The organism is Fibrella aquatilis, from assembly GCF_017353255.1.
Taxonomy (GTDB): domain Bacteria; phylum Bacteroidota; class Bacteroidia; order Cytophagales; family Spirosomataceae; genus Fibrella; species Fibrella aquatilis.
This window is the reverse complement of sequence record NZ_JAFMYU010000023.1, coordinates 47,877-65,372: the sequence shown is the minus strand read 5'-3', so window position 1 is coordinate 65,372 and position 17,496 is coordinate 47,877. Positions and strand designations below refer to the sequence as shown.

Sequence of the window (17,496 nt, the reverse complement as noted above, 5' to 3'; positions counted from 1 at the left end):
GGTCTTCTAAGGATTAATTCGTGGTAAATCAGTAGTCGGAACAACGCGCCGGTTGCCCCGGGTATCAGCAATGGTTATGGTGCGCACCTTGTCCGGCACCGTCAGCGACCGCGCCGACTGGGTCAGGTAACCGACCCCGTACGAAAACTCGTGGCGACTGGTGCGTCCGTCGGTGTGTTGCAGCAGGGCGTAGGCATCTAGTGGGCGGGCCGTCAGCACCCGACCACCGGTAGGCTGGGTCTGCACCAGTGCCACCAGGCTGTCGGCGTTGGCCGCGGCCAGCACCACCGCCCGGCCCCGGTTAGTGCGTAGCTGCGCCAGACTCCGGTGGTCGTTGGCCAGGAACAAGCCGCTATGGGGGGGCGATACGGCCCGGAAATGGCCCCGTCCGTCGCCCGCCAGCAACACCCCTAACGAGGCATCGGCCCAGCCATAGAGCACTTCGCCAGCGTGGTTGTTGCCCGTCAGCAATAGGTCGGGCAACCCGTCGCCGGTGAAGTCGTCGGCCAGGATGCCAAATGTGGCTGAGAATTGCGCTTCCGCTGGCAAGGCCCGGCGCTTAAACCGCCCCCCGCCCAGATTTTCTATAATTGACGTCTCGAAGGTGCTGGCCGTGAGGTTGGTATGTTCTGTCGGCTTAGTGTTCGTCAGCAGTTGAGCCAGCGTTGTTTCGCCATAGCTGGCATAGTCCAGGAAGCGGCCCCGCAGGCCCACCCACTGTTTCAGCAGGTCGTCGCGCCCGGCAAACGGCGCCTGTTCGCGGGTGCCGTTTGCCGTCAGAACATACTGAAAGACAATGGGTTTGGTGCGTTTGTTGTGGTCGAAATCACCGGCTAGGAGTGCCAGGGGCTGGCCGGGTTTGGGGGCGTAGTCCAGGTTGGTGCCGGCATTGCCAACTACGTAATCCATGTCGCCGTCGCGGTCAATATCAACGGGCAGAATACTGTTCCACCAGCCCCGACTGTCGCCCAGGCCGGTCTGCCCGGTTACGTTCACCAGCCGCCCGTGCCGATTCTGGAAGAACGTAATCGGCATCCATTCGCCCACGCAGATCAGGTCGGTCCAGCCATCGTTGTCAACGTCAGTCCAGACGGCCCCGCTCACCATGCCTGGGCGTACCAAATCGGGGGCGGTTTGCGCCGTGACATCCTGGAAGGTGCCGCCGTTGTTTTGCAGGAGATAGCTGCGGGGAGCGTCCGGATACGCCCCTGGTTGGTAACGTCCCCCCACAAACAGGTCGATGTCGCCGTCGTGGTCATAGTCGGCCCCGACCACGCAACTTTTGCTGGTGCGCATAGCCGGCAGGGCGTTGGGCGCCAGGGTGAACGATGCGTTGCCGGGTTGGCGGGCGGCGTTGTTCAGGTACAGCCGGTCCTGGTAATCAGCCGATTCGGGTTTGAATTCGCTGCCGCCACTGGCCACATACAAGTCGGTGTCTCCGTCGTTGTCGGCATCGAAAAACAAGGCCCCGGCATCTTCGCACCGGGCTTCGGGCTGGTTAATGGCCGCGCCGATAAACCGGCCGTTGGCCTGCTGCCGAAACAACAGGCCCGGTTGCCCCGCCGAGCCGCCCACAAAAAAGTCGTCACCCTGTCGGCCATCCACATCCCCCACGGCCAGGGCCGGGCCGCCACGGTCGTATTGTCGAAGCAGCAGCGGGTTTTCAACGAAGTCGTTATGCCGGTTTTCTACGTGTTTACAGTGAATACCCAGCGCGTTGTTGGCCACCACAAATAGCGGCGTTTCTGACGGGACAGGGGCGGTTTTCGCCGACCGGTTCCTGTAACTGAGCGTGAGCTGCTGGTTGGTTTTGACGTTTTTCAGCACTTGTCGCCAACCATCGGGCCAAACCACCGCCACCGAATCGGCCCGGCGTGCCCGGCCCATGCCTATGTGTAGCGGTGTGTCGATGCTCGACAAATACCCCCGCACGGGTGAGGCGTAGACGGTTTGGCTCCGGTTGCCAGCATAGACGGTGACGGTGCTGCCAATTCCCTGCCGATTCTGCGGGCTGCCCAACAGCTTGATGGTCAGAAACGTAGCGGCGTCGGGGCGTTTGTTTGCCCGGTTTTCGTAGAGATAGGCCGGTTCATTGATATTGCTGGTCACCAGGTCCAGGTCGCCATCGCTATCCAGGTCGGCGTACACGGCTCCGTTTGAATAGGATGGCCTGTTGATGCCCCAGTTTTCGGTTTCGTCCGTAAACGTCAGTTGGCCGGTGTTGCGGAATACGTAGTTCGAGACGCTGACGCCGGTGAGTCGTTTGGTTAGTGCCTGCTGCTGATCATTGCGGACCTGTTGGGAGCCAAACATAGTTTCGGCAGCCTGGTAGTTGGCAAAATCTAGGTCGGTGATGTTCTTGACAAACCCGTTGGTAATGTACAAATCCCGCAGCCCGTCGTTGTCGAAATCGGCCAGCAGGGGTCCCCAGCTCCAGTCGGTGGCGTGCACACCCGCCAACTGCCCGATGTCGGAAAACTGCACCCCTGCCGGGCCGTTACCCCGGTTGAGTTGCAGCGTGTTTCGCATAAACTGCGGCACGTAACCCGCCTGCGATTCGAGCAGAAATTTCTCGTAGTTCATGCCCGCAATAGTGGTTTTGCGCCGTTGGTTGGTCTGCGGCAGCATATCGACAACCAGCACGTCGGGCCAAGCATCGTTGTTGATGTCGGCCACGTCGACGCCCATGCCGTTGTAACTCTGGTGCCGCTGCCCCGTCTGGCATTGGTCCGTAAACACCCGTTTGCCCGCTTTGTCAGGCTGGTTGATATACAGGTGGTCGTTGGTCATGAAATCATTGGCCACGTAGATATCCGGCCAGCCATCGGCGTTCAGGTCGGCAATGCTCAGCCCCAGGCCGTAGCCCTCGTGCCTGATGCCGACGCGGGCCGACACGTCCACAAAAACCGGATGCCCCAGCGAGTCAGACACGCCCAGATTTTCATACAGCCGGTCGGTGGTGGCTCCCCGCGTGACGGGATAACCGGGCGGGACAACCATGTTTTTGTCCACGCCGTTGACCTGGTTCGTCATCAAATACATGTCCAGATCGCCGTCGCGGTCGTAGTCGAAAAATGCCGACTGTACGTTGAACGACTCCGCCGCTAGGCCATACGCGGCGGCTTGTTCCGTAAACACCGGAACGCCCGTTTTGCCCAGCCCGCCATTGATAAACAGCCGGTTGTGTCCCCGAATGGCCCGCTCCGGCCCGGCCACGTTCAGGTAGACGTCGAGCCAGCCGTCGTTATTGACGTCTACTACCGACACGCCCATGACCCAGTCGGTGGTGGTGAGCCGGGCCGTCTGGGTCACGTCGCGGAAGCGCAGGTTGCCCTCGTTCAGGTAGAGCGTTGAAGAGACCATGTTGCCACCAAAAAACAAGTCGGGCCGCCCGTCGTTGTTGAAATCGCCCACGGCCACGCCCCCGCCATTGTAGCAATAGTAGTAGTTGAGCACATTTACCGAGTCGCTTTCGGTAATGGTGTTGGCAAAGGTCAGCCCGGTATGCCCCGCATCGAGCATGGCAAAAAGCGGGGCTTGTCTGGGGCCTGTCTGGCACGTGTCAACCAACAGCAGCACTACGCCACCTGTGCACAACTGCTTCAGCCACAGGCATTTTTGCAGGGCCATCCACAGGCGGTTGAGCAACGGCGTTGGCTTCATGGGTGGCGCGATCAATAACCCGGATTCTGTTTGAGTTTGAGGTTGGTGTTGATGTCGTTCTGCGGGATGGGCAGGTACTCGTTTTTGTTGGCCTGAAACTGCCCGCCGCTATTCGAGCGCAAGGCCCGGTTTTTGGTGAACACGTCGGCCACCGTACCCCAGCGCAGCAAGTCCAGAAACCGGTCGCCCTCGGCGGTCAGTTCCAGCACCCGTTCGGTCCGTACCGCCTCCCGAAAAGCCTCTTTGCTCAGACCCGTTGCGATAAGGGGCATGGTGGCCCGTGCCCGCACCCGGTTAAGGGCGGCATAGGCGGCTGGTGTAGGGCCGTTGGCTTCGTTTTCGGCTTCGGCATACATCAGCAGCACGTCGCCCAGGCGAATCAGCCGACGGTTGTTGGTGGCGTAGGCCCAGCTACCGGGCGTAAGCGAACTGGTCCGGTCGAAGTTGAGGTATTTCCGCACCCAGACGTTGTTTTGGTCGGTGCCGTTAAACGCCTTCGTGAAATCGTCCTGATACACCTTGGCACCGGGATAGTTCCAGACCATGGTAGCAAAAGCGCGGGGGTCAATGGCACCGGTGGTCGTTTTCTCCTTCAAAAACAGGTCATACACCCAGCGATTGATGGTGGTGCCCGCCTGACTGGTGTAGCCTTTGGGGGCAATATCGGGTTCCCAAGCTTGCCCCCGCCAGGGGTTTGGCGTACCACTGGGACCCCAGTTGCCGGTGGTCGAGTTCTGGTACTGGAGTTCGAAAATAGACTCGGCGTTGTTGTTGGTCGTGGCCAAAAAGTTGTCCTGGTAATTGGGCACGAGTTTATAGGTATTGCCATCCACGATCTTCTTAAACTCGGCGGTGGCGGCGGCCCAGTCTTTGGTGTACAGATACGCCTTGCCCAACAGGGCTGTGGCTGCCCCCGACGTGGCCCGGCCCACGTCTTTGGCCTGGGCGGGCAGGTTGGTTTGCGCCAGTTTCAGGTCTGATTTAATGCTTTCCCACACCTGGGCAGGGGCGGCCTGCGGCACCAGAATATCGTCCAGCGTATTGACGGGCTTGGTAATCAGCGGAATGTTGCCCCACATGTTGAGCAGGTAGAAGTGCGCCAGGGCACGCAGGAAATAGGCCTCGCCCAGAATCTGCTTTTTGCGGGTTTCGTCCATCTGAATAGCCGGCACGTTGGCCAGCACCTGATTGGCGCGTGCTACCACCGCGTTCAGTTCACCCCAGCCCTCGGCCACCCGACCGTCGGTAGCCGCTACGGCAAACGTGCCCACGTCATTGACCTCCTGCGCCGGGTAGGGGTTCACGTCGTCGCCCCGCAGGGTGGTCAGGATAGCGCCCAACATCCGGCCCCAACCCTGAATGGTGGTCAGCGGACCGTAGGTAGCCACCAGGCCTTTCTCGGCGTCGGTGGCATTGCGCCAGAATATGCTGGGGCTAAGCTGATTGGGATTGGGCACGTCGAGGGCTTTCTCGCTGCAATCGGTTAGCACGGTAGATGTCAGCAACAGAGCCGACAGGGTGATTGCCCGGCTGACAAACCGGGTTGCCTTGGTTGGTTTTATCGAAAGCATGATCGTATCGGTTGTTAGAAAGTGATGTCAATACCGGCAAAGAAACTCCGCGCCTGGGGGTAGATGCCCACGTCGACGCCCGCGCCAAACAGGCCCGCTGCCTGCGTTGGACTGCCCCCGCGACCAATCTCCGGGTCGTAGCCCGTATAGGCTGTGGCCGTCAGCAGATTCTGGCCCTGTAGGTACACCCGCGCCCCCGACAGCTGCATTTTTTTGACGAAAGTGGCGGGTAGGGTGTAGCCGATCTGCATACTTTTCAGCCGCAGGTACGAGCCGTTTTCTACGTAGAAAGACGAGGCCCGCCGGTTGTTGGCCGGGTCGGACAAGGTGGCGCGCGGAATGTCGGTGTTGGTGTTGGTGGGTGTCCATGCCGCGGTGCCGATCAGCAGTTTGTCTCCGCCAAAGTCCAGCAGGTGCTTGAATTTATTGGCGTTCCAGATCTTGTTGCCCTGTACGCCCTGCACAAACATACTGAGGTCGAAACCGCGCCAGGAGGCATTGAAAATGGCCCCGTACTCGAACTTGGGGATTGGGCTGCCGAGGTACGTACGGTCATCGTTATTGAGCTTGCCGTCGCCTGAGAGGTCTTTGTAGCGAAAATCGCCGGGACGCACGTTGGTCCGTCCGTCGGCGGTAATCTGGTCCTGGGTGTTGTAGATCCCATCAACCACAAAGCCGTAGAAGCTACCTACCGGCTGCCCCACGTCGGTGCGGGTGGCCTGCAAGGTTTCCTGCGTAAAGTTGCCGCCGTTGATGGGGCTGACGCCTTCGCCGAGCGCCAAAACGCGGTTTCGGATGGTGCTGAAATTGGCCGTGATGCTGTATTTCAGGCCGTTATCGCCCGGGCGGTGGTTGTAGGTTCCGGCAAACTCAAACCCCTGGTTGCGGATCGTGGCGGCATTCTTGACAATGCTGGCCCCTACGCCCCCCGACGTGGGGATGGGTAAGTTGGTCAGGATACCTTCCGAGCGGCGGTCGTAGTAATCCATCACCACCGTAAACATGCCGTTGAGGAAACTCAGGTCGGTGCCGATGTCGGTGGTTTTGCTGGTTTCCCATACCACGTTCGGGTTGGCGAAATTGGTTAGGGCGGTGCCGGGCTGTACACCCCCGGCAAAGAAGTAGCTGGCGTTGATGTTCAATACGCTGGTGGTGACGTAGTTGCCGATGTTCTGCGACCCCAGCACGCCGTAGCTGGCCCGCAGTTTGGCATCGTTAAGGATGCTGTTCTTGGGGAAGAACGATTCTTCGCTGAGGCGCCAGCCTGCCGACACCGACGGAAAGGTGCCAAACCGGTTCTGCGGCGCAAACCGCGACGAACCATCGCGCCGGATGGTGGCCGAAAGCAGGTATTTGCCGGCGTAGTTGTAGTTGATTCGCCCCAGGATAGACTGCAACACGTTCCGCTGAATGTCGCCGGTGGCATTGACCCGCACCGTCGAGGCGTCGATCACGCGCAGCGAATTTGTGGGAAAATCGGCCCCGGTAGCGCCCAGTGACCGAAATTCGTTGACCTGCTGCGTATAACCGGCCAGGGCATCAATCGTATGTTTACCGAACGTTTTGCCGTAGCTCAGCGTGTGTTCGATCAGCGTACCCAGGCCCCGGATGTTGACCTCATCCAGGCGCGAGACATTGTTGAAGGCTTCCTGCGAGGTGCTGAAAAAGAACGTGGGGAGGTAGCTGAACGCGTTGCCCACCGTGTAGTCGAGGCCGAGGTTGAGTTTGTACCGCAGCCCGTCGATCAGCTCATATTCGGCCCCGATACTGCCGAGCATCTGGTCGTTGGTCTGCCGGTTTTCGTTCAGAAACGACAGGCCATACCAGTTGATACCCCGCGGCAAGCCGTTGAAAACGGGGTCGATGCCAGCAAAACCGCCGTCGTTTTTGGGGTTATACACCGGAATCGTCGGAATCTCGCCCCGTTCTCGGCCCCACCATACGTTGGGCGTGTTGATTGCCCGCGACAGCGACAGAGCCTCCGTGAGCCGGAACCGGCCCTTGGTGAAGGTGGAGTTGGCCCGGAGATTATACCGCTTGAAACCAGAGTTAACCACAATGCCCTGTTGGTCGAAATACTGCCCGGAGATGTAGAATTTCGCGTTTTCGTTGCCACCAGAGAGGTTCAGGCTATAATCCTGCACCGGGGCGGCGCTGCCGATAGACAGCTTCTGCCAGTCGGTGTCGATGGTGGGGTCAAAGGCGGTTGTGTTGGCCGGGGCGCGGGGTTGCCCGTCGTTGTCGGCGGCCTGATTGATGTAGTCGGCATACTGTCGGGCGTTCATAAACTTGAGCCGGTTGGTTGGCCCCTGAATGCCGCCTTTGGCGCTGAAATTGATTTTGGTGGCGCCCGTACTGCCTTGTTTGGTGGTCACCAGCACCACGCCGTTGGCCGCCCGGTTGCCATAGATGGCCGCTGCTGACGCATCTTTCAGGATTTCTATCCCGGCAATGTCGTTCGGGTTCAGAAAATCCATAGACGTGGTAATGTTGCCATCAATCACGTACAGCGGCTGGTCGTTGCCAAAGGTGCCGGTGCCGCGCACAATCACGTTGACCCCGGCCCCCGGCGCACCGCCCGCATTCTCTACCCGCACCCCCGCCACCTTGCCCTGAATCAGCGCCGACGAGTTGGCGGTGGTGATGTTGTTGATGTCAGCCGTTTTGATGGAGCCAATGGCACCCGTCACGTTGGCCCGCTGTTGGGTGCCGTAGCCCACTACCACCAGCTCCTTCAGCGATTTGTTGTCCGGTTTCAGCTCAACGTTCAGCACGGTTCGGTTGCCGACTGTGACCTCCTGCCCTTCGTAGCCCACAAAACTGAACGCCAGTACCGTCCTGTCGTTGGCCACGCTGAGCTGGTAATTGCCATCGCTGTCGGTGGTGGTGCCGCGTGATGAGCCTTTGACGACCACACTCACGCCGGGCAGTCCCTCGCCTTTTTCGCTGTCCGTCACCCGCCCTTTAACGAGCACGTCAGCTACCGGTAACGTACCCGCCGATAATGTCTTTAGCAAGGTGGGGTTGATAGCAGACAGGCCGACAACCTGCCGCGACAGCACGATCTGCTCGTTGATGACTTTGTAATTGATACGCAACGGATTCAGCAGCCGGTTTAGCACCGATACCAGCAGTTCACCCTGGGCCACGAGTGTGACACGCTCCGTTAGCGGAATGCGCGACGTATACACAAATCGAACTTGCGCCTGAGTTTGTAATTGGCTGATGGCGTCCTGGAGCGGCATATTACTAAGCCGCACCGACACGGGTCTGTCCAGCACCGGTTGGGCCAGCCCGTTGCGGGCCATGCCCGCGCCCGACATCAGCACAACAAACAACCATTGAAGCAGACCCACCCGCATGATGATTCGCCGGAACGCCGGTGTCGTGTTTGGTAGAAAAGACATAGTTTTACTCGTTTTATGGTAGCACATGAAACCCAAATGCCCATTGGTGCGGTGGTACGCGGCCAGCGGGGTACGTTGCCGGGGCCGGTCGTGGTGGTACACGGTCGGCCCCCTTTTTTACATCACTGGCAACCTTCGCCGGTGATGATGACGGTATCGCCGGCCATGGTGTAGGTGGCATCGAGCGAGGTGCAGAGCAGTTCCAGAATGGCCGGCAGCGACTGGTTGGTAAAATCAGCCGTGAGCTTACAGGCGTTGATGGCGGCGTTGGCCACCTGAATACGGACGTTGAACCGGGCCTCCAGTTGGTCTACCACCGCGTTCATGGGCGCATTGGCGAACGCCACCGAGACCGGTTCGTAGATAGGGCGGCGGCTGTTGGCGGGCAGGCTGTAGCGGGTTAACTGGTTACTGCTGAGGTTGTAAAGAACTTCTTGCCGGGGTAGCAGCAGCACGGGGTCGGTCTTTTTTCGGCCCGCCGACGGCGTTGTCCGTACCAGTACACGGCCCGTGACCACGGCCACCTCAAAGATGGCCTGGTGCGGGGTGGCCCGCACGTTGAAACTCGTGCCCAGCACTTTGATCTGCATCGGGCCGCTCTGAATCAGAAACGGACGATGCGGATTTTTGGCCACGTCAAAGAACCCTTCTCCCGAAAACGTCACGTTGCGCCGGTCATCGGCGAACACCGCCGGATAGCTCAGGTCGGCCTGTGGGTGCAGCCAGACCACCGTTCCGTCGGGTAGGTGCCGAGCCACCATGCGCGACTGCTGGTTCACGAACCGAATCTGTTTTGGCGTTATGTCGTGGCCCGGTGTGACTACTGCCGTAGCCGACCCGGATGTTGCCTGGTTGCCTGTTCTGGCTAGCTGGATAACCCACCAGCCGCCCACGAGCACTACCAGAGCCGCCGCCACAAACCAGGGGTGGCGATACCAACGGCTCGGCCTTGGCTGGAATGAGATAAGCTGCGGACCGGCCCCGGTCAGGCCCAGCGATGTATGAATGGCTCCCAGCGTTTGTTCCTGAAGTTGCCGACGGCTGGCAGCGTCCAGTAAACGCAGGTAATCGGAGTCTTCGGGCAGGGTGTCATACCAGGCGTCGACAGTCAGCCGTTCGTCGTCGGTGGCCGTATTGGTGCGGTATCGGTCGAGCAGGTCGGGTGGAAAAGGCAGGGGTTTCATGCAGCATACGGGGGGATGGTAGTGCTGATAAGACGCACCGCCCCTAACGCAACCCTTAGCGTATAGTGAAAATTTTTAGTGGAATAATGAAAAAAGCAACATTGCCAGGGCCGACTTGGTTAAATACTGCCGCAGCATCCGCAGGGCTTTTGTAATGTGCTGTTCTACCGTTTTTTCGGCAATGCCTTCCCGGTTAGCGATTTCTGCGTTGGTATAGCCCTGCCGACTCAGGCTGAATACGCGGCGGCACTTGTCGGGCAGTTGCGCCAGCAGCCGTTCGTACGTCTGTTGCAGTTCGTCGGCTTCAAGCTGTTCGTCAATGAGGTTGGCGGCCAGCAGCTGATGGTCGGAGAAAGCCGCCTGATGACGGTTGCGGGTGGCCGTACGCCGATACTGGTCGATCACCAGGTGCTTGGCTGAGGTAAAGAGGTAGGCTTTTATGGACCCGGTCAGTGCCAATCGGTGGCGGTGCTGCCAGAGGTTGATAAACAGTTCCTGTACAATTTCCTGCGCGGCATAATGGTCGCCAGTTTTGGCGTCGGAATAGCTAAACAGCGCCGCGAAATAACGCTCATACAATGCATCAAACGCCGCCTGGTCATCCAGCGCCAACCGCCTGACCAGGTCTGAATCTGAATGCACGTTGTATGAGGCTGACATTGGCAGGTCATTTCCGGGCAAGTATGCTCTTGCCTACTTTTTTCTTAAAGGCACTACCTAGCTTAATGTACTGTGTTCCTGCTAGGTGCTTGTTCCGCACTATATTTCGCGAGCACCAACTAGTTTCAGGTAGTCTATCAACAGCCTGATTCCGAAGGCAGTAGCGTTTTTTTGCTGACCAAACTCGGTGTCGGCGAAGGCCATGCCGGCAATGTCGAGGTGCGCCCAGGCGGGGTGGTTGTCGGTGAAGGCTTCGAGGAATTTGGCGGCGGCAATGGCCCCGTTGATGGGCTTGCCGCTGTAGTTTTTCACGTCGGCCACGTCTGAGGTGATGTCGTCTTTGTAAGCATCCCAGAGGGGTAGCTGCCAGAGACGTTCGCCGGTTTGGGTGCCCGCCGCCAGCAGTTGCGCCGCCAGGTCGTCGTTGGCCGTAAACAGCCCCCCCGCCTGATAACCCAGCGCCGCAATGACGTTGCCGGTAAGGGTCGCCAGGTCAATCATGACGTCGGGCTGAATGTGGCGCACCATGTGGCCCAGGCCGTCGGCCAGGATCACCCGACCTTCGGCGTCGGTGTCGATGATCTCGATGGTCTTGCCCAGGTACGACGTAATGACGTCGCCGGGTTTAGTAGCCATACCGTCGACGACGTTTTCGGTGGCGGGCACGATGCCCACCACGCGCAGAGGCAGTTTCAGGCGGGCGGCCACTTCCACCGTACCCAACACCGCCGCCGCCCCGCCCATGTCGCTTTTCATCAGATGCATGTTCGCCGACGGCTTAATCGAGACCCCGCCCGTATCGAAGGTGACGCCCTTGCCCACCAGCCCCACCGTTGGGCCAGTACGGTCGGCCGGGTTGTAGTCGCAGATGATGAGCAGGGGCGGATTCTCGCTGCCCTGCCCCACGCTCAGCAGCGCGTTGTACCCCTGCCGGGCCAGCTCGTCGTGGTCCAGAATCGTGACGCCATAGTCATGCTGCCGCCCCGACGCCACGGCCCAGTCGGCCAGGGTTTGCGGCGTTTTGTAGTTCGACGGGGCATTCATCAGATCGAGCATGTCGCGCTGCGCATCCCAGATGATACGGGCCTGTAGAGTAGCTTGCTGAAGAGTAAACTGTTCACTTTCAGTATGCTGTAAATGCAAGACGCCCGTGTCGGTATAGAACAGGGCTGTTTCGGGCTGGGTGGTCTGGTATAGTTTTAGATTGTACCCCCCGCCGTAGATGCCCAGCATAATAGCCTCGGCCTGCGTGGCATCGAAGCCCGACAGGCTCAGGCTCACCTGACTGTTGAGCTTCGCTTTGTAGGTGTAGAACGCTTTCCGAAAGGCCTTTAGCAAGTCCTGCTGTCCCGGTTTTTCGCCCAGCCCCAGCAGCAGGTGCTTACGCCCGTCGGGGCCGTAGAGCAGGCACGTTTCGGCCAGATCGGCCTTGAAATCGGCCTGAGCGGGGGCGGCTACGTCGGGTAGGGGTTGGCCTTTCAGCACGGGCCAAATGGTGGTTTCGGCAGGGTAGGGGCTGGTGTGAAATTGGATCGTCATAGGAATACTGGTCAGTGGCCACCGGCAACGCAAACTGGTATCGAGCGGCGGTACAGGTATAACTGATTTTTAGCCCGTAAAGCTGCGCAATTTGTTACACGAGCGCCAAACCAAGTTTCGTTGAGTTGCGCGGGGCGGGGTTTGCACAAACCGCTCAACGAGTAGTGGGCAAAAAGCGATACCTTTTACACTTTGTACCAGCCCTCGACCATTTATGCGTTCATCCCGTCGTCGTTTTCTTCGCCAGTCTACGCAGGTAGCCGCCGCTGGTGCCTTCTTACCCGCCAGTTTGGCTGGTGCCTCAGCCCGGCCCGTTGCCCCCGCCGATACCATTTCTGTGGGCCTCATTGGGGGTAATAGCATGGGTTGGGCCGACCTCACATCTATGCTGAAAAATCCCGGTGTGCGCTGCGTGGCCCTTTGCGACGTAGACCAGAACGTGCTAACCAAACGGGCCGCCGAACTGGAAAAGCTACCCGCTCAGACCACCATAGCCAGCAAGCCCACGCTGTATAATGACTTTCGTAAACTGCTGGAAAACAAGGCTATCGATGCTGTAGTGATCGGCACGCCTGACCATTGGCACTGCCTGCCCACCATTATGGCCTGCCAGGCGGGGAAAGACGTGTACGTGGAAAAACCCATGGCCACCACCATCGAAGAGTGCAACCTGATGGTGGCCGCTGCCCGCAAGCATAATCGCATTGTGCAGGTGGGCCAATGGCAACGCAGCGGCGACCACTGGAAAGCCGCCATCGATATGGTCCGGTCGGGGAAGCTGGGCACCGTGCGGCTGGTGAAAACCTGGGCTTACATGCCCTACGGAAAAACCTTCCCCGTGCTGCCCGACGAACCCGTGCCCGCGGGCGTTGACTATGCCATGTGGCTGGGTCCGGCCCCCAAACGACCCTTCAACCGCAACCGGTTTCACGGCAGTTTCCGCTATTTCTGGGACTATGCCGGGGGCCTCATGACCGACTGGGGTGCCCACATGATCGACATGGCGCTGTGGGGTATGAATGTCACCGCACCCAAATCGGTGATGGCGTCGGGCGGGCGGTTTGGCTTCCCCGACCATGCCGGTGAAACCCCCGACACCATGCAGGCGGTCTATGATTATGGCCACTTTACGTTGCTCTGGGAACAGGCCATTGGCATTGGGCGCGGTCCGTATAATCGGGAACATGGCGTGGCGTTTGTGGGCAACCTGGGCACGCTGGTGGTTGACCGCGACGGCTGGGAACTGCTGCCCGAAGCCGATAATGGCAACTACCTCATGCCCGCCCAACCACCCCGGCGCATGTATGGCAACGACCTGGACCGCCACACCCGCAATTTTGTGGAGTGCATCCGCAACCGGCAGCAACCCAACGCCCCCGCCGAGGTGGGCCGAAATGTGGCCCTGCACGCGCATTTGGGCAATATGGCCTACCGCCTGGGCCGGAAACTGGTCTGGAACGAGGCTACCCAAACCGTTGTAGACGATGCCAAAGCTACTGAAATGGTGAAGGCGCGTTATGCCGACGACTGGAAATTACCGACGGTGTAATAACGTACTGCCTGTTGATAAATAGCAAGGTAGACTTGCAACCATTTGGCGTATTTTGCTGCAAAACCAAATCGTATTCATGAACATCTACCCCAACCTACTTTGTCGCTGGAGCGTTGCAGCGGCACTCACCCTGGGCGGGCCACTGCTGGCCCTGGCCCAAACACCCGCTGCCCCAGCGGCTTTACCGGCGGGCGTCACCAAAGGGGCTTCTGTGGAAGGCATCACGGAATACCAGCTGAAAAACGGCCTGAAAGTGCTGCTCTATCCCGACGTATCGAAGCCTACCGTCACCGTCAACATCACCTACCTGGTGGGGTCACGGCATGAGGGGTTGGGCGAGGCAGGTATGGCCCACCTGCTGGAGCACATGGTCTTCAAAGGCTCAACCAAGCACCCCAACGTGCCCCAGGAACTTACCGCCCACGGTGCCCGCCCCAACGGCACCACCTGGCTAGACCGTACCAACTATTTCGAGACTTTTGCCGCCACCGACGAGAACCTGAAATGGGCGCTTGACCTGGAAAGCGACCGGATGGTGAACTCGTTCATCAAGAAATCGGACCTCGAAACCGAGTTTTCGGTGGTGCGCAACGAGTTTGAGATTGGCGAAAACTCGCCGCAGAACGTGCTGAATGAGCGCGTGGTAGCCACAGCGTTCTTGTGGCACAACTACGGCAAAAGCACCATCGGCAACCGGTCTGATATTGAGCGGGTGCCCATCGAAAACTTGCAGGCGTTCTACAAGCGCTACTACCAGCCCGACAACGCCGTGCTGGTGGTGGCCGGTAAGATAGATGAAGCCAAAACGCTGGCCCTGGTCAACGATTATTTTGGCGCGATACCCCGTCCGGCGCGTATCTTGACCGATTCGCACACCATCGAACCCATTCAGGACGGTGAGCGCAACGTGGTGCTGCGCCGCGTAGGCGACACCAAAGTGGTGGCCGCCGGCTACCACATTATGCCCGGTTCGCACCCCGACTATGCCGCCATGGACGTGCTGGTGGAACTGCTCACGAGCGAACCCGCCGGGCGGCTGTATAAGAACCTGGTCGAGACCAAAAAAGCGTCGAGCCAGTACGGCTACACCTTTAGCCTGAAAGAGCCGGGCTTCGTGTATTTCGCCACCGAACTGCTGAAAGACAAGTCTATCGACGAGGCGAAAGCGGCCATGCTCAACACCCTCGACTCGGCCTCGATCACGCTGGCCTCTGCCGAAGAAGTGGGCCGCGCCCGCGCCAAGCTGCTCAAAGACGTAGAGCTTCAGTTTCGCAACACCGACCGCGTGGGCCTGGCCATGAGCGAGTTCATCGCCACCGGCGACTGGCGGCTGGGCTTCATTTACCGAGACCAACTGGAGAAAGTGACCCCCGCCGATGTGCAGCGCGTGGCCAAGCAATACTTTAAACCCAGCAACCGCACCGTGGGCCTGTTTATGCCCGACGCCACCCCCGACCGCACGGAGGTACCCGAAGCCCCCGACGTGGCGGCACTGGTGAGCGGCTACAAGGGCCGGGCGCTGGTGGCACAGGGTGAAGCCTTCGACGCTTCACCGGCCAACATCGACGGGCGGACCAAGCGCATCGAGCAACCCAACACCGTTGAACTGGCCCTGCTGCCCAAGCTCACCAAAGGCAACGAAGTAAATGCCCGCATGACCATCCGCTACGGCGACATCAAGAGCCTGATGAACAAAGGCACCGTCAGCGAACTCACGGCCAATATGCTTAACAAGGGCACCAGCACCCGCACGCGCCAACAGATCAAAGACGAACTCGACAAATTGAAGGCGCAGGTGGACTTTTTCGGTGGTGGTAACAACGTCAACGTGATCATCAAAACCGACAAGGCAAACCTGCCCGCCGTGGTGCGGCTGGTGGCCGATGTGCTTAAAAACCCCGTCTTCAGTGCCGACGAATTCGACAAACTGCGGCAGGAGCAACTGGCGGGTATCGAATCGCAGCGGTCCGAGCCGATGGCGCAGGCCAGCAACGCCTACAGCCGCGCCATTAATCCGTACGACAAAGAAGACGTGCGCTACACGCAGACCTTCGATGAGCAGGTGGCGGCGTTGAAAGCAGCGAAACTGGAAGACCTGAAAACCTTTCATCAGCAGTTCTACGGTGCCCAAAACGCCACCGTTTCCGTTGTGGGTGATTTCGACGAACCCGTCATGCGTAAGGTGATTATGGACGAGTTTGGCTCGTGGAAGGCCAAGATGCCCTTCAGCCGTATCGTGAGCGAGGTAAAGCCCTTGAAATCAGAGACGATAGCTTTGGAAACGCCCGATAAAGCCAACGCCATGCTGCTGGCGGGCTACATGTTCCCCCTCCGCGACGACGACCCCGACTACGCGGCCCTGGTGCTGGGCAACTACATGCTGGGCGGCGGCTTCCTCAACTCGCGGCTGGCCACGCGCATTCGGCAGAAAGAAGGTATCAGCTACGGCGTGGGGTCGCAGTTGAGTGCCAGCTCGCTCGACAAGTCGGCCAACTTTACCACCTACGCTATGTACAACCCGGAAAACACCGACCGGCTGGAAAAAGCGTTCCGCGAGGAGCTGGACAAGGTGCGCACCGACGGCTTCACGGCCGAAGAGGTAGCGGCGGCCAAATCGGGCTTTTTGCAGTCGCGGCAGGTGACGCGGGCGCAGGACCCCTCGCTGGCGGGCACGCTCAACAACTACCTCTACCTGAACCGGACCATGGCTTTCGACGCCGACCTGGACAAGAAATTCGAGGCGCTGACCCCGGCCCAGATCAACGCGGCGGTGAAAAAACACATCGACCCCGCCAAGCTGATTCTCATCAAGGCGGGTGATTTCGCCAAAGCCAAAAAAGCCCTCGCCGACAAGCCCACGCCCCCCGCACCCGCAGCAGTAGGTACCGGCAAAAAACAGTAACCAAAGGAGCGCAGAAAAAGCCCCCTGTTCAATGGTAAACACCGTTGGATAGGGGGCTTTTTTTGCGCCCTGTACCATACAGGCGTAGCTTCGCGCGACAGCCAACAGTAAACGGAAGACAGTAAACACAAAACAGAACGTGACCCCCTTCGCCAACCTTCTCGATCAGTACAAAGCCATTTTCTTCGATGCCTACGGGGTGTTGAAAAATGCACACGGCCTCATCCCCGGCGTAGACCGGACCATCGGGCAACTGGTGGCGGCGCAAAAACCGTTCTACGTCCTCACCAACGACGCCTCGCGTAGCCCCGACCAACTGGCTGAATCCTACGCCCGGCTGGGTCTGCCCCAAATCACCGCCGACTGCATCGTGTCGTCGGGGATGCTGGCGCGGGAGTATCTGCAGTTGAAAGTAAACCACGGCACTGTGGCCTACCTGGGCACCGACACCTCGGCGCATTACATCGAAAACGCTGACCTCCACGCCCTGCCCATTGCCGACGTAGACCTCGACCACGCCGACGACATCACCGCGCTTGTACTCCTCGACGATGAAGGCTTCGACTGGAACACCGACCTCAACAAGACCGTAAACCTGCTCCGTCGGCGCAATATTCCCGTCATCGTGGCCAACACCGACGCTACGTATCCCGTGGCGGGTAGTCAGGTGGCGGTGGCCATTGGGGCCGTGGCCGATATGCTGGAGCGCATTGTAGGTAAGCAATTTATTCGCTTTGGTAAGCCTGACGCTCAGCTGTTTATGTTTGCGTATGATCTATTGCGCGACCGAATGCCCATTACCAAAAGCGATATCCTGATGGTGGGAGATACCCTGAAAAGCGATATCCTGGGTGGCAACAAATTCGGGTTCGACACGGCCCTTGTCCTCACCGGCAACACCCCCGCCCAGGACGTAGACCTGCGCATTCAGGCCACGGGCATCATCCCAACCTACGTCTGCGTCTCGGCAGCGGTGTAAATCTATGGCGCGGCATAGCTAATGCCCCACATTGGCATA

At 59.3% G+C, this 17,496-nt stretch carries 9 protein-coding genes; 3 read left to right on the top strand and 6 right to left on the bottom strand.

All coding sequences use genetic code 11. From position 1 onward, the window contains the following. Window positions 1-6: 6 nt before the first annotated feature. The 6 genes from J2I48_RS22785 to J2I48_RS22760 form a co-directional block, all read right to left on the bottom strand. Window positions 7-3,663 carry a VCBS repeat-containing protein gene (locus J2I48_RS22785; protein ID WP_207337817.1) on the bottom strand — a complete coding sequence of 1,219 codons (3,657 nt, stop codon included), beginning with the start codon at window positions 3,661-3,663 and terminating at the stop codon, window positions 7-9. An 11-nt stretch (window positions 3,664-3,674) separates the two neighbouring features. After that, the gene (locus J2I48_RS22780) at window positions 3,675-5,234 is read right to left on the bottom strand and encodes a RagB/SusD family nutrient uptake outer membrane protein (protein WP_207337816.1); all 1,560 of its coding nucleotides are present in this window, start codon (window positions 5,232-5,234) and stop codon (window positions 3,675-3,677) included. 14 nt (window positions 5,235-5,248) lie between these two features. Next, window positions 5,249-8,641 carry a SusC/RagA family TonB-linked outer membrane protein gene (locus tag J2I48_RS22775; RefSeq protein WP_207337815.1) on the bottom strand — a complete coding sequence of 1,131 codons (3,393 nt, stop codon included), beginning with the start codon at window positions 8,639-8,641 and terminating at the stop codon, window positions 5,249-5,251. Window positions 8,642-8,763: 122 nt separating this feature from the next. Then, entirely contained in the window at window positions 8,764-9,825 is a 1,062-nt protein-coding gene (locus J2I48_RS22770; RefSeq protein ID WP_207337814.1) for a FecR family protein, read from the bottom strand. 75 nt (window positions 9,826-9,900) lie between these two features. Continuing rightward, window positions 9,901-10,485 (bottom strand): RNA polymerase sigma-70 factor, encoded by a 585-nt coding sequence (locus tag J2I48_RS22765; RefSeq protein WP_207337813.1) that lies wholly within the window; start codon window positions 10,483-10,485, stop codon window positions 9,901-9,903. Between the two features lie 99 nt (window positions 10,486-10,584). Then, on the bottom strand, window positions 10,585-12,024 hold the full coding sequence (locus J2I48_RS22760; protein WP_207337812.1) for a leucyl aminopeptidase family protein: 1,440 nt from the start codon (window positions 12,022-12,024) through the stop codon (window positions 10,585-10,587). 214 nt (window positions 12,025-12,238) lie between these two features. Here J2I48_RS22760 and J2I48_RS22755 point away from each other — a divergent pair, with 214 nt between their 5' ends. From J2I48_RS22755 to J2I48_RS22745, 3 genes are all read left to right on the top strand, one after another. Then, a complete protein-coding gene (locus tag J2I48_RS22755; RefSeq protein WP_207337811.1) occupies window positions 12,239-13,573 on the top strand; it encodes a Gfo/Idh/MocA family protein in 1,335 nt (444 codons plus the stop codon). A gap of 79 nt (window positions 13,574-13,652) precedes the next feature. After that, the gene (locus J2I48_RS22750; protein ID WP_207337810.1) at window positions 13,653-16,478 is read left to right on the top strand and encodes a M16 family metallopeptidase; all 2,826 of its coding nucleotides are present in this window, start codon (window positions 13,653-13,655) and stop codon (window positions 16,476-16,478) included. Window positions 16,479-16,617: 139 nt separating this feature from the next. Beyond that, window positions 16,618-17,457: a TIGR01459 family HAD-type hydrolase gene (locus J2I48_RS22745; protein WP_207337809.1), complete on the top strand. Its 840-nt coding sequence runs from the start codon at window positions 16,618-16,620 to the stop codon at window positions 17,455-17,457. The last annotated feature ends 39 nt before the right edge of the window (window positions 17,458-17,496 follow it).